Origin of the sequence: Actinophytocola sp. NPDC049390 (genome assembly GCF_044466355.1) — a bacterium.
Lineage (GTDB): Bacteria > Actinomycetota > Actinomycetes > Mycobacteriales > Pseudonocardiaceae > Actinophytocola.
Genome location: NZ_JBITMQ010000003.1, coordinates 204,995 through 217,339, shown reverse-complemented (window position 1 = coordinate 217,339; position 12,345 = coordinate 204,995). Strand labels below are relative to the sequence as shown.

15 protein-coding genes are annotated in these 12,345 nt (G+C 72.0%); 5 read left to right on the top strand and 10 right to left on the bottom strand.

From position 1 onward, the window contains the following. Positions 1-402 precede the first annotated feature (402 nt). The 4 genes from ACIBVP_RS12030 to ACIBVP_RS12015 all read right to left on the bottom strand — a co-directional run bounded on the left by ACIBVP_RS12030 (position 403) and on the right by ACIBVP_RS12015 (position 4,221). Positions 403-1,773 carry an amidase family protein gene (locus ACIBVP_RS12030; protein WP_396106089.1) on the bottom strand — a complete coding sequence of 457 codons (1,371 nt, stop codon included), beginning with the start codon at positions 1,771-1,773 and terminating at the stop codon, positions 403-405. A gap of 27 nt (positions 1,774-1,800) precedes the next feature. Next, complete coding sequence (locus tag ACIBVP_RS12025) at positions 1,801-2,826, bottom strand: 6-phosphofructokinase (protein WP_396106088.1); 1,026 nt, start codon at positions 2,824-2,826, stop codon at positions 1,801-1,803. Between the two features lie 100 nt (positions 2,827-2,926). Then, positions 2,927-3,430 (bottom strand): polyadenylate-specific 3'-exoribonuclease AS, encoded by a 504-nt coding sequence (locus tag ACIBVP_RS12020; RefSeq protein WP_396106087.1) that lies wholly within the window; start codon positions 3,428-3,430, stop codon positions 2,927-2,929. Positions 3,431-3,450: 20 nt separating this feature from the next. Continuing rightward, positions 3,451-4,221, bottom strand: a complete 771-nt coding sequence (locus ACIBVP_RS12015) for a lysophospholipid acyltransferase family protein (RefSeq protein ID WP_396106086.1) — start codon at positions 4,219-4,221, stop codon at positions 3,451-3,453. Positions 4,222-4,457: 236 nt separating this feature from the next. On the opposite strand from ACIBVP_RS12015, the gene ACIBVP_RS12010 reads away from it, so the two are divergent. Beyond that, the gene (locus ACIBVP_RS12010) at positions 4,458-4,919 is read left to right on the top strand and encodes a hypothetical protein (protein WP_396106085.1); all 462 of its coding nucleotides are present in this window, start codon (positions 4,458-4,460) and stop codon (positions 4,917-4,919) included. 225 nt (positions 4,920-5,144) lie between these two features. Here ACIBVP_RS12010 and ACIBVP_RS12005 read toward each other — a convergent pair whose 3' ends face one another. Genes ACIBVP_RS12005 through ACIBVP_RS11980 form a run of 6 tightly spaced genes read right to left on the bottom strand, consistent with a single transcriptional unit; the run spans position 5,145 to position 9,221 of the window. Beyond that, the gene (locus ACIBVP_RS12005; RefSeq protein WP_396106414.1) at positions 5,145-6,071 is read right to left on the bottom strand and encodes an ROK family glucokinase; all 927 of its coding nucleotides are present in this window, start codon (positions 6,069-6,071) and stop codon (positions 5,145-5,147) included. A 20-nt stretch (positions 6,072-6,091) separates the two neighbouring features. Further along, positions 6,092-6,442, bottom strand: coding sequence for a hypothetical protein (locus ACIBVP_RS12000; protein WP_396106084.1), 351 nt, complete (start codon positions 6,440-6,442; stop codon positions 6,092-6,094). Beyond that, positions 6,439-7,566: an ArsA family ATPase gene (locus tag ACIBVP_RS11995; protein WP_396106083.1), complete on the bottom strand. Its 1,128-nt coding sequence runs from the start codon at positions 7,564-7,566 to the stop codon at positions 6,439-6,441. Before ACIBVP_RS11995 ends, ACIBVP_RS12000 begins: the two co-directional genes overlap by 4 nt. Positions 7,567-7,573: 7 nt before the next feature. Beyond that, complete coding sequence (locus ACIBVP_RS11990; RefSeq protein ID WP_396106082.1) at positions 7,574-8,014, bottom strand: SRPBCC family protein; 441 nt, start codon at positions 8,012-8,014, stop codon at positions 7,574-7,576. A gap of 27 nt (positions 8,015-8,041) precedes the next feature. Then, positions 8,042-8,827, bottom strand: coding sequence for a metallophosphoesterase (locus ACIBVP_RS11985; RefSeq protein WP_396106081.1), 786 nt, complete (start codon positions 8,825-8,827; stop codon positions 8,042-8,044). Between the two features lie 10 nt (positions 8,828-8,837). Continuing rightward, positions 8,838-9,221 (bottom strand): polyketide cyclase / dehydrase and lipid transport, encoded by a 384-nt coding sequence (locus ACIBVP_RS11980; protein ID WP_396106080.1) that lies wholly within the window; start codon positions 9,219-9,221, stop codon positions 8,838-8,840. Positions 9,222-9,279: 58 nt separating this feature from the next. On the opposite strand from ACIBVP_RS11980, the gene ACIBVP_RS11975 reads away from it, so the two are divergent. The 4 genes from ACIBVP_RS11975 to ACIBVP_RS11960 all read left to right on the top strand — a co-directional run bounded on the left by ACIBVP_RS11975 (position 9,280) and on the right by ACIBVP_RS11960 (position 12,174). Then, positions 9,280-10,419, top strand: a complete 1,140-nt coding sequence (locus tag ACIBVP_RS11975; protein ID WP_396106079.1) for an AMP-binding protein — start codon at positions 9,280-9,282, stop codon at positions 10,417-10,419. 62 nt (positions 10,420-10,481) lie between these two features. Next, a complete protein-coding gene (locus ACIBVP_RS11970; protein ID WP_396106078.1) occupies positions 10,482-11,495 on the top strand; it encodes a CHAP domain-containing protein in 1,014 nt (337 codons plus the stop codon). Then, positions 11,492-11,788, top strand: coding sequence for a YbaB/EbfC family DNA-binding protein (locus ACIBVP_RS11965; protein WP_396106077.1), 297 nt, complete (start codon positions 11,492-11,494; stop codon positions 11,786-11,788). Before ACIBVP_RS11970 ends, ACIBVP_RS11965 begins: the two co-directional genes overlap by 4 nt. 11 nt (positions 11,789-11,799) lie before the next feature. After that, positions 11,800-12,174 (top strand): hypothetical protein, encoded by a 375-nt coding sequence (locus ACIBVP_RS11960; protein ID WP_396106076.1) that lies wholly within the window; start codon positions 11,800-11,802, stop codon positions 12,172-12,174. Positions 12,175-12,345 lie beyond the last annotated feature (171 nt).

The window sequence follows — 12,345 nt, the reverse complement described above, 5'->3', positions numbered from 1 at the left end:
GTTCCACCCTGTCTCCCACGATGTGGAACCCACTGGCGCCGGGTTCGGTGTTCCCACCCCGGACACCTGTCACGCGAATCGCCTCGTCGGAGCGGTTGCGGCAGGCAGACAGGGCCGTCGGGACGACGTTCCCCGCCATGCCCCACGACGAAGCCCTGGCCGGATCGGGTCGCCCACTATCTGGAACGAGCCCTGGCGGCAGCACCCACCCGATGTGACGAATCAGGCGCCTCCGGCCCCCGGTTGCCAGCGTAGGACGGCACGCCGACACCGGGCCCGCACTGGACCCTCACCTGTGGACAACCGCGCGACCTGTGGACAACCCCGCCCGAAAGCCCGCGAGCCGGGCATCGCTGTCGGTGCCGTGCCGTAGCGTGGCGACCGGGGGCCGGAGGCCAGCGCCTACAGCGACGGCCGTCGCGCCGCCCACGGGTGGGCCCGCTCGAACTGGCCCGACAACGACAACAGCGTCGCCTCCGAACCCGCGGCCCCGATCAGCTGCACGCCGATCGGCAACCCGATGTCGTCGAACCCGACGGGAAGCGCGGCCACCGGGTAGCCGAGCACGTTCCACGTCGGGTAGAACGCGATGCCCTGCGACACCACGCCCAGCGTGTGCGACGCGCCGCTGCCGTGGAACCGCCCGATCCTGGGCTGCCGGCCGGTCCACCCCGGCTGCAGGATCACGTCGTAGTCGCCGAAGAACCCGGCCATCAGCGAATGCAGGCCCGCCTCGGCGGCACGCGCACGCGCCAGGACCGCGTCCGGCACCCGCCTGCCCAGTGCGGCGATGCGCCGGGTGCGGGGCTCCAGCCACTCCGGGTGCGGCAGCTGCGCCACGTCGTCGGCGACCCCGCGCAGGTACCGGACCAGGAACTGCGGGCTCGGCCGCACACCGAGCGGCGGCTCGGTCACGTCGACCGTGTGCCCGAGCGCGCGCAGCCGGTCCGCCGTGTCGCGCACGGCCTGCTTGCGTTGCCGCTCGATGGGAGTCGGGCCGAGCGGGGTGCGCCACGACAGCGCGATCCGCAGCGGGCCGGGGTCGGTGTCGACGGCCTCCCGGTAGCCGCCGGGCTCGTCGGCGACCACGTCGAGCATCGCGGCCGCGTCCGCGACCCGGCGACCGAGCGGGCCGACACCGGCCAGGCCGTGCCAGTGCTCCTCGTCGCCCATGTTGATCAGGCCGCGGGTGGTCTTCAGACCGAACAGGCCGCAGAAGTTCGCCGGGATGCGGACCGAGCCGCCGCCGTCGGACCCCGTCGCCACGCCGACGACACCCGCCGCCACCGCGGCGGCCGAACCGCCGGACGAGCCGCCGGGTGTGTGGTCGAGCTGCCACGGGTTGCGCGTCGCGCCGTTCGTGAGGGTCTCGGTGAACGGCCACAGACACCGGTCCGGTGTGTTGGTGTGGCCCACCAGCACCGCGCCCGCCGCACGCAGCCGCGCCACCGTCGGCGCGTCCGCCTCCGCGGGCGGGAACTGCGGCCGCCCGCCCATGGCGGTGACGTCACCCGCCACGTCCAGGTCGTCCTTCACCGCGACCGGGACGCCGAGCAGCGGCGTGCGCTCACCCGCGTCGAGCCGCCGTTGCGCGTCGGCCGCCTGCTCACGTGCCTTGTCGGTGTACACCACGCGGAACGCGTTCAGCGCCGGGTTGACCGCGTCGAGACGGGCGAGCACCGCCTCGAGCAGGTCGGGCGCGGACACCGTGCCGTCGCGCAGGGCGGCGGCCTGGGCGTCCGCGCCCGACCACAACAGCTCGTCAAGGTCCATGCGGGAACACTAGTCCCGCGCAGGACCTCAGCCGAAGAAGACTTCGGCCTCCTGGTACCGCTCCAGCGGCACGGTCTTCAGCTCGGCGGTCGCCTCCGCCAGCTTCACGCGCACGATGTCGGTGCCCTTCAGCGCCACCATCACGCCGAAGTCGCCGTCGGCCACCGCGTCCACCGCGTGCAGGCCGAACCGGGTCGCGAGGACGCGGTCGTACGCGGTCGGGGTGCCACCGCGCTGGGTGTGGCCCAGCACGACCGCACGCGACTCCTTGCCGGTCTTCTGCGCGATCTCCTCGGCGAGCCAGGTGCCGATACCGCCCAGCCGGACGTGACCGAAGGCGTCCTTCTCCCCGGTCAGCAGCTTCTCCTCGCCGCCCTCGGGCAGCGCGCCCTCGGCGACCACGATGATCGGCGCGTACTCGCGCTCGAACCGGCGCTTCACCCACTCGACGACCTGGTCGACCGAGAAGTGCCGCTCCGGCACCAGGATCACGTTCGCGCCACCGGCCAGACCGGAGTGCAGCGCGATCCAGCCCGCGTGGCGGCCCATGACCTCGACGACCAGCGCGCGGTGGTGCGACTCGGCGGTCGTGCGCAGGCGGTCGATGGACTCGGTGGCGATGTGCACCGCGGTGTCGAAACCGAACGTGTAGTCGGTGGCGCCGAGGTCGTTGTCGATGGTCTTCGGCACGCCGACCACGCCGACGCCGTCGTCGGTCAGGCGCTTCGCGACACCCAGGGTGTCCTCGCCGCCGATCGCGACCAGCGCGTCGACACCCTGCTCGGCGAGCGTCGCCTTGATCCTGTCGACGCCGCCGTCGACCTTGTACGGGTTCGTCCGCGAGGAACCGAGGATCGTGCCGCCCCTGGTCAGGATGTCCTCGACGTCGTCGAGCCCGAGCGGCCTGGTCAGGCCCTCGATCGGCCCCTGCCAGCCGTTGCGGAAGCCGACGGTCTCCCAGCCGTGAACCTCGATGCCCTTGCGGACCACGGCGCGGATGACCGCGTTCAGTCCTGGGCAGTCACCGCCACCTGTGAGCAATCCGACGCGCATGTGCTCGATCCTCCATCCGGCCGCTAGAGCACGGGTCCTGTTCGGGTCTTGTCAGCCCGTAGGGTGCCATCTTCTGTATCGGTGCAGCAAGGCAGCCCCGCTAACTGGCGGGGAACCCGCGCTTCACACGCTCCGCCTCGATCACACGCCAGCGGGCCAGGTTGTGCCGCGCGTCGGCGAGCGCGTCGTGCGCGTCGGTCGGCGGTGGCGGCAGCACCGGTTTGCCCACGTCCTCCCACCGCTGGCGCAGCTCGCGGGTGAACCGGGGCAGCTCGCGGGGCAACGCGGGCATGTCACCCCACAGCTGGGCGAGCGCGACGTGGTCGTAGGCGGCGAACCACGCCCACAGCTCGACCCGTTCGCGATCGCGGCGCAGGAACTCCAGCAGTCGGTCCCTGATCGTCCTGCGGTCGCACCACGCCGGGTCGGCGGGCGGCGGCAGCTTGTCGAGCACGTTCTCCCGGACCCACGGCCCGGCTCTGTCCGGATCGAACTCCGTGGAGACGGCGTAGAACTCCCGTCCGCGCTCGTCCACAACACCGATCGACACCAGGTCGATGGTCCTACCGTCCTCGATGAACTCGGTGTCAAAAAAGAACCGCACCCAGCGAGGTTAGTGGTGGGTCAGCCGGCCTCGGTCTCGGGGATCCGGTCCGCGTCACGGCCCGCGGTGCGCCGCTGCTGCGTGGGGAGTTCGGTCGGCTTGCCGTTCTGCTCCTCGGCGAGCAACTCCTTGGCCTTCGCCGCGTAGATGTCGACGTACTCCTGGCCGGACAGCTCCATCAGCGCGTACATGATCTCGTCGGTGATGGACCGCTCGACGAACCGGTCACCCGCGAGGCCTTCGTAGCGCGAGAAGTCCAGCGGCTTGCCGATCTTGATGCGGATCTTGTGCGGCCGCCACATCTTGGAGCCGATGGGGTTGGCCTTGTCGGTGCCGAACATGGCGACCGGGATGACCGGGACGCGGGACTCGAGCACCATGCGGGCGAGGCCGGTCTTGCCCTTGTACAGGCGGCCGTCTGGCGAGCGGGTGCCCTCCGGGTAGATGCCGAGCAGGTGGCCCTCACGCAGGAGCCGGATGCCGGTGTCGAGCGCGGCCTGTGCGGCGGCGCCACCGGACCGGTCGATCGGGATCTGGCCCATGCCGGTGAAGAACCACTTCTTCAACCTGCCCTTCACACCGGTCTGGGTGAAGTACTCCAGCTTGGCCGGGAAGGTGACGCGGCGGGAGAGCATCAGCGGGAGGAAGAAGGAGTCGGCCACGGCGAGGTGGTTGCTGGCGAGCAGCGCGCCGCCCTCGGCCGGGATGTTCTCGCCACCCTCGACCTCGGGACGGAAGAAGAGTCTCAGCACCGGCCCCAGGAACACCCACTTCATCCAGAAGTACAGCACCGGTCCTGTGCCTCCCTTTCGCCACGGCGTCCGCCGTTTGTCGAGCGTACGAAGGGTGGCGGACGCGCACAATGCTTCGCCACCCGAATGTCGGAACATGTAACAGGACTAACTCTCCCGGACATCCACGGTACCCAACGAGTAAACATGGACAGGAGATCCGGCCATGGTGGGCCCAGTTCGTGCGACCATGGACCGAGCACCTGATCGCTGGCTCGCGAACCGAGGAGGCCTGGGTGTCCGACCGGCCTGACGACGTAGACGCCGCGTTCGCGGAGATCGTGGCGGACCTGGAACGCGAGGGTGTCGGCCGAACGCTTCCGGACCTGAACGAACCGCTGGACGAACCGGAAACGCCGACCGCCCCCACGCCGGCTCAACCGCGTCCGGCCGAGCCCCCGCAGGCGTGGCGCGGCCACGACACCGACTGGGACTGGTCGTGGGGCACCGACGAGGACCACTACGTCCCCCCGGAACCACCCCCACTCCCGAAGCTGCGCCCCATGACGATCGTGGCACTGGTACTGATCGTGCTGGGCGTCGTCCTCCTGGTCGTCCCCACCCTGATCGGCCTGGACGCCAGGATCGCGACCCCGATAGCCCTGCTCTCGATCATCTCCGGCGGCGTCATGCTCCTCCTACGACCCCGCAACACCCCGAAAAACCCAGACGCCAGAGACGACGGCGCCCAAATCTGACCCCCCACACACCCCGCGAGTCGCGCTCTCCAACACCGCGAGTCGCGCGCACAAACACCGCGAGTCGCGCGCTCGTACACAACGAGTTGTGTGTTTCGTGCACCTCAGACCCCGCATCACCTACACGAAACCGACAACTCGGCATGCCCGAGAGCGCGACTCGCGGTGTCCGAGAGCGCGACTCGCGGGGTTCCTGGGCGCGACTCGCGGGGGTTTTTTTGGGGGTCAGGCGTTGTCTGCTGCCAGGGCTGCTGCGCCTACCAGGGCCGCGTCGTCGCCTAGCTGGGCTGTGCGGATGCGGGCCAGGGGGCGGTAGCCCGCGCCGGTGATCATCTTCTTGTAGTGGTCGCGGGCGTCGTCCAGGAACAGCGGGGCCGACTCCGACACGCCGCCCGCGATCACGACGACCTCGGGGTCGTAGATGTCCGCCGCCAGCGCCAGGCCCTCGCCGAGCCACCGGGCCAGCTCGGACATCGCGCGCTGCGCCAGCTGGTCACCCTCACGCGCCGCGGCCGCCACCTTGCGGCCCGTGATCGCCCGCGCGTCCTCGGAGTCCCGCAGCAGCAGCGTCGGTCTGCCCCGGTGCCTCGCCAGCAGTTCGATCGCGGTCGTCGACAGCGCGGTGCCGCTGCAGTACCGCTCCCAGCATCCCTGCTTCCCACACGGGCACGCGCGGCCGCCGGGCACGAGCCGCAGGTGCCCCAGTTCCGGTGCCACGCCGTGCGCGCCGCGGAACAGCTCGCCGTTCAGCAACAGGCCGCCGCCGATGCCGGTGCCGATCGCGACCAGCAACGCCACGCCGGCACCGCGTGCCGCGCCGAACCGGTGCTCACCGACCACCGCCGCGTTCGCGTCGTGTTCCAGCACCACCGGCAGCCCGACCCGCTTCGCGATGCGGTCCGCCACCGGCGCGTCGCGCCACGCCAGGTGCGGCGCGAACATCACCGACCGGCGGTCCGTGGTCACGAACCCCGCCACGGCCAGCCCCACGCCGGTCACGCGGTGCCTGCCGCCGAGCAGCCCGGTCACCGCGGACACGATCGCGTCCTCCAGCGCGGCCTCCCCGGCCGGTGTCGGCGCACGCGCGGTGTCCAGGACGTTGCCGTGCCGGTCCACCACCCCGGCCCGCACGCTCGTCCCCCCGATGTCCACCCCGATCGTCGTCCTGGCCCTCAACGAGGCTCCCGCCGGACGGGGATGTGCTGCACCTTTCCCGAGGACGAGGACGAGGACGAGGGACCCGACGGCGTGAACCCGGGCATGTGCGACACCCCCGGCTCCCACCGGTCCGCCAGCACGGCACGCAACAGCGCCACCAGGTCGGCCGCCGCGTCCAGACCGCGCGTGGCCAGCTCGCTGGGCTCACCCCGCACCACCGCGACCGCCGCGCACAGGGGGCACCACGTGCAGGTGGACTCGTCGTCGGCCGCCACCCGGTCCAGCCACGGCCCGGCCCGGTCGGCGACCGCGTCGGCGAGCAGCCGCAGCTCCTCGACCAGTCGGCTTCCCGGCTCAGAACTCACGCGGCCCCTCCTGCCTCGAAACGCAGCACCAGCCCGTTCGGGCCGGTCACCGCGTCGGTCACGGTGTGCCTGCGCAGCAGCACCGGCAGCGCGACCAGCCGCCGGACGCCGTCCACGGTGATCGCCAGGTCGTCGCCGACCCGTGCGAGGTCCACGTCGGCCGCGTCGGTGAGCGGCAGCGCCACCGTCAGTTCGTAGGCGCCGTCGACGGTGTCGATCGACAGCAGCGGCGCGGTGTACGGGCCCGTGGTCGTGAGCGGGTCGTCGGCGCCGTACAGGTCGTCGGCGAGCAGCGACAACGCGGCCACCCCAACGGGTTCCGCCGCGCGGTGCTCCACCCGCCGCACCGGCAGCGTGGTCGACGAGTCCAGTTCGGACAGCACGGCGTCCTGTTCGCGGCGCCGGGTGCGCAGCCAGCTCGCCGCCGGGCCCTGCCAGCGCTTCGCGGGCGGCACGAGCCGGTTCGCGATCAACGCGTCGACCCTGATCCCCCGCAGTGCCAACGCGGCGAGCGTGCGCCGGGTCTCGGCGACCACGAGCCGCTCGGGCGTCAGCACCAGCCGCACCGACGTCCGCGCCGGGTCCACGAGCAGGTCCCGCAACCGGTCGAGGTGCATGGCGAGCCGGGCGATGTGGCTGCCGAGCGACAACCGTTCGAGGTAGGCGCCGACCGCCTCGGGCAACGCGAGCAGCCGCAGCGTCTCCGCGGTCGGCCCGCAGTCCACGACGACGACCTCCCACGGACCCTCCGACGCGAGCCGCGCGACCTCGGTCAGCGCGAGGAGTTCGTCGACGCCGGGCAGGACGGTCAGCTCGGCGGCGTCCAGGTCGGAGAGCCCGAGCCCGGACAGCGCGCCGCGCAGCTGCGTGCGGATCGACTGCCACGACCGGTCGACGAGCCCGCGCGCGTCGACGTGCGCCGCGTACAGACAGGTGTCCACTTCGGACGGTTCGCTGCCGACCGGGACGCCGAACACGTCGCCGAGCGAGTGCGCGGGGTCGGCGGACGCGACCAGCACCTTGTGCCCGCTCACCGCGAGGCGGGCAGCCGTCGCCGCGGCAAGGGTGGTCTTGCCCACTCCCCCCTTGCCGGTGAACAGGAGCAGTCGCGCCGGCCGGTCCATGGGTGCCCTACTGGGCGCCCTCCACTCGGCGCTTGAGCTCCTTCAGCGCGATGTCCATGATCATCTTCTCGGCCTTGCGGCGGAAGAGGCCGATCATCGGCACGGCCAGCTGCACCGACAGGGTGTAGGTGACCCGCGTCTTGTCGCCTTCGGGCGTGAGCAGGTACTGGCCCTTCTGCGCCTTCTGCATCTGCCCCTTGACCAGGTGCCAGTCGACGCACAGGCCGTCGTCCGCCCAGTCGTAGGCCAGGGTGTACACGTCCTTGAACGGCCCGGCGTCGAGCGTGAACCGCACCTCGCGTGCCTTGCCGCCCTCGAACTCGTCGAGGACCTCGGTCTTCTTCATGGCGTTCGCCCATTCCGGGTACGCCGGGAAGTCCGCGATCACCGCCATGATCTCCTGCGGTGGCGCGTCGACCACGATGGACTGGGTGGACTCGTCGGCCATGCCGGGGAGGCTACCCGAGCGTAGGCCTCACCAGCGCAGCACGTAGGGCCGCTCGGCGCGCTGGAAGTGCCCGACGTTCGCGCACTCCGTGTACCCGACGCGCATACGCGGCGCGAGCGGCTGGTGGACGTGGCCGAACACGGCCCACCTGGGCTGCTGCTTCACGATCAGGTCGAGCAGCGACGGCGACCCGAGCTCGGACCGGCGGGCGACCACGTCGTAGGTGAGTTCCGGCACGTCCGGCGGGATGTGCGTGCACATCACGTCGACGTCGGTGAGGCGCGCGACGCCGGCGGCGAAGTCCTCCTCGGTGCGCAGGTAGGGCCGGAACACGCCCGGCCTGCGTGCCGTAATCCCAGGTGGGAGCAGCGCACCGCCGACGAACCCGAACCGCAGCCCGCCGATCTCGGCCACCTCGCCGTCGAGGACGTGCACGTGCTCGCCCGCGAACTCGGGCCACAGGTCGGGCGTGTCGACGTTGCCGGGCGTGGCGTAGGTCGGCGCGGTCATCGCGCCGAACAGCCGGGCGTACTGCGCGCGGACGGCGTCGGCCACGACCGCCTGCGGGTCACCGAGGCCCTCCCACAGCGCGCGGGAGAACGCGGGCAGCTCGGCGGGCCGCTCGCGCCGCAGCCGGGCGAACTCGCCGACCGCCGCCGGGCCGAACACCGAGCCGAGGATGCCGCCGCTGTGGTCGTGGTAGTCGACGAAGTCGATCAGGTCGCCGAGCACGACGAGCGCGTCCGCACCCTCGCCGGCACGGGCGAGTGCCTCGGCGTTGCCGTGCACGTCCGAAACCACGTGAACCCGCATGGGTACGAGACTATGCGGGCGGCACGCCGGGCGGTCGGCCGTCCTCCAGCACGAACTTGAGGTCCAGCGCCACCGCCTTGGCCGCGCGCTGGCGGCGGGCGACCTCCTTGAGCGGCTTGCCAGGTTTGTGCTCGGGGAAGTCGGCGCGCAGGAAGTAGTGCAGGACCGTGCCGTCGAGAACGGGCTCCAGCCACACCTCCATGGTGCCGACCAGCGCACCGCGTACCGTCCACCGCAGGCCCTGCGCGCCGCGGTCGGCGTACACGTCGAGGTCGAGGTCGGGCCAGAACCGGCGCCAGGCACGCGGATCGGCGAACGCGGCCGCGACGACCTCCGGCGGCACGGCGAGGAAGGTCTCGTCGATCACGTCAACAGCGGGCACGGGGTGCAGCATGTCAGACAGCCACCGCCTCGAAACGCGCCGAGTGCACCGGCACGCTAGTTTGCCTGGTGTGACCGACAGTGTGAACGGCGCTGCGACCGGTTCCGTTACCGGCACCGAGAGCCTGACCGACATGGTCTGGGCCAACGCGGAGCGGTTCGGCGCCACCATCGGGTTCCGCCGCCGCGACGCGGGCTCGTGGGTGGACGTGACCACCCGCGAGTTCGCCACGCAGGTGCTGGAGCTGGCGAAGGGCATGATCGCCGCGGGGCTGCGGCCGGGCGACCGGGTCGCGTTGTTCTCGGCGACCCGCTACGAGTGGACGTTGTTCGACTTCGCGTGCTGGTCGGTCGGCGCCGCGACGGTGCCGGTCGACCCGACGGCGACGTCCGCCGAGGTCGAGTGGATCCTGTCGGACTCCGGCGCGTGCGCGGTGCTCGTGGAGTCGGCTGCGCACCGCGAGACGGTCCGGCGGGTCGTGGACCGGCTGCCCGAGATCGTGTGGGTGTGGCAGCTGGACGGCGACGAGGAGGTGCCGTCCGCGGTCGAGGAGCTGACCGCGCTCGGCACGCAGGTCTTCGACGACCGCGCCCACGAGCGCAGGCTGGCCGTGCGCACGGACGACATCGCGACGGTCGTGTACCCGCACGGGGACCACCCGAAGCGGGCCGAGCTGACGCACGGCGAGCTGCTGGCGCAGGTGCGCGGGACGATCGCGGCGCACCCGGCGCCGCTGCGGGCAGGCCACTCGCTGCTGGTGTTGCTGCAGCTCGCGGACCTGCCGACCCGGCTGATCACGCTGGCCTGCGTGTACACGCGCACCACGCTCGGCCACGCGCCGGACTCCGACGACCTGTTCACCGACCTCGGCGTGTTCCGGCCCCGGGTGATCGTCGCCGACGCGGAGCTGCTGGGGCGGTTCCACGACTCGGCCCGTGCGAAGGCGTACGCGGACGGCAACATGTTCGTGTTCGACACCGCCGAGTCGGTGGCCATCTCGTACGGCGCGCAGCGGGGTTCGGTGTCGCTCGCACTGCGGCTCAAGCACGCGATGGCGGGCAAGATCGTGTACCCGAAGCTGCGTGCCGCGTTCGGTGGCCGGTGCGTCGCCGCGCTCACGTCGGGTGTGCCGCTCGACGGGCAGCGGGTGAACTTCTTCCGCGGCATCGGCATCGAGGTGCACCAGCTGGGGACCGCACTGTCCGAGTAGTGCGTGTGCCCGTCCGTGCACCGGTGCTTCCACCCGTGCGTACGGGGCCCGATCGTGGGCGCATGGACTCGCAGGTGATCGCGCGCAAGGTCGCGGGACAGCTCATCGCGCACCGCAACAAGCTGGCGGGCAAGGCGGAGGACGCGTATCGGGCTCAGGCGGCGCTGGAGGCGACCGCGCGGGCGGTGGAACGCCACCACGCCGAGCACAGGACGACCGCGGCGACCGCCACCGGCCACTGGGAGGGCAAGGCCGCGGCGTCGTTCGACCGCAAGGCCCGCACGATGACCAAGGCGCTGGACGTGACGGCGGCGGCCGCCGCGAAGGGCGCGTCGATCGTCGCGGCCACGGCGTCGTCGCTGGACGCGAACCACCGCGCGGTCGCGCACCTGGTTGACGAGTACACGACGAAGGCGGCCGCGATCCTCGACGGCGCCCGGGCGGTGCAGGGCGCGGGGCAGCGGGCGGCGCTGTTGCGGGCGGTCGGGCAGGTGGTCGACCTGGTGCGCACGTACACCAACGAGTCGGTCAAGCACCTGCGAGCGGTGCGCCGGGAGATGGAGGACGCGGCGGCGGACCTGCGCAAGCTCGAACGCCGCGTCGAGCACGACGGGTACGCCGACCCCGGTGAGCGCAAGCCCAAGAAGCGCGAGGGTGGTGCCCTCGGCAAGCGGGTCCTCGACCGCGCCCGCGGCCAGCTCGGCTACCACGAGGGACCTGGCAACGCGAACAAGTACGGCCCGACGGGCCCGTGGTGCGCCAACTTCGCGACGTGGGTGTGGCAGAAGTCCGGGGTGGACATCGGGATCCTGCCGTTCACGGGCGACGTCTACGACTGGGGTCGCGAACGCGGCCTCGCGTACGGCAGGAACGACCTCGACGAGGCGAGGCCCGGTGACGTGCTGCTGTTCGGCACCGGCCCCGAGAGCACGGCGACGAGCAAGCACATCGGGATCGTGGAGAGCGTGCACGGCGACCGGGTCACCCTGATCGAGGGCAACTCCGGGGACCAGGTGCGGCGCGTGACCCACACCCTGTCCAGCGCGACGTTCTACGGAGGGGTGCACCCGAGGTGAGTGACATCAGAGGCACGGCGACCGTGCGTGGCGTGACGGCCGAGGTCTGCCCGGGCGGTGCCATGGCGGGTTTGGGGCTGACGCGGTCGGCACTGGACCATGGCGCGGCGGCGCTGGCGGCGACGGTCGTCGAAGCGGTCGCGATGGCGACGGCGCAGGCGAACCAGCGGACGAAGCACGCACTGCGTGCGGCGCTGACCGGTGTCGATCCGTCGCTGCTGGGGCTGGCGCAGGCGGAGTCGCTGACCGAGCGGGCCGAGTCGACGGTCCCGGACACGTGGCGGGCGCAGTGACGGAGTGGTCGGTGGACGAGCTGATCGAGCTGAGCACCCGGCCCACCTCGGAGGTCTTCACGGCACTGAGCCGGATCACCGCGACGGCGAGCGGTGACGGCATCGCGGCGACGGTGAACCTGGAGGGACGCCTGATCGCGTTGGACTTGGCGCCGCACGCGCTGGCGGCCGGGCCGGAGCCGCTGGCGGCGGAGATCTTCCGCCTGGTGCAGGAGGCGTCGGCGGCGGCGTTGAACGCGGGGATCGAGGTGCTGGCCCCGGCGGCGGGCGAGGACGTGGCGGCCGAGCTACGTGCCCTCGTGCTCCCGGAACCCACACCGCCGCGGCCGATGCCCGAGGTGACGGACGACTTCTCGCAGATCGAGACCTGGGCGGTGCCGCGCTGAGGGTGGCCGCCGGCCCCCTCGAACCACGCTACCAGCCACCACCGACACGGACCGGCGGAAACCGTTGCGGGACAAGGGCTTGTCCACAACGAGCACGGTTGTCCACAGTGTGCGCACGGAGCGCACCGCACTGTCGGTGCCCGCCCGTAGGCTGGCAACCGGGGGCCGGAG

Excerpts from the sequence above, each read along its gene's own strand:
- ACIBVP_RS12030 (WP_396106089.1), bottom strand. The coding sequence starts at position 1,773 with ATGGACCTTGACGAGCTGTTGTGGTCGGGCGCGGACGCCCAGGCCGCC.
- ACIBVP_RS12025 (WP_396106088.1), bottom strand. The coding sequence starts at position 2,826 with ATGCGCGTCGGATTGCTCACAGGTGGCGGTGACTGCCCAGGACTGAAC.
- ACIBVP_RS11995 (WP_396106083.1), bottom strand. The coding sequence starts at position 7,566 with ATGGACCGGCCGGCGCGACTGCTCCTGTTCACCGGCAAGGGGGGAGTG.
- ACIBVP_RS11990 (WP_396106082.1), bottom strand. The coding sequence starts at position 8,014 with ATGGCCGACGAGTCCACCCAGTCCATCGTGGTCGACGCGCCACCGCAG.
- ACIBVP_RS11985 (WP_396106081.1), bottom strand. The coding sequence starts at position 8,827 with ATGCGGGTTCACGTGGTTTCGGACGTGCACGGCAACGCCGAGGCACTC.
- ACIBVP_RS11980 (WP_396106080.1), bottom strand. The coding sequence starts at position 9,221 with ATGCTGCACCCCGTGCCCGCTGTTGACGTGATCGACGAGACCTTCCTC.
- ACIBVP_RS11970 (WP_396106078.1), top strand. The coding sequence starts at position 10,482 with ATGGACTCGCAGGTGATCGCGCGCAAGGTCGCGGGACAGCTCATCGCG.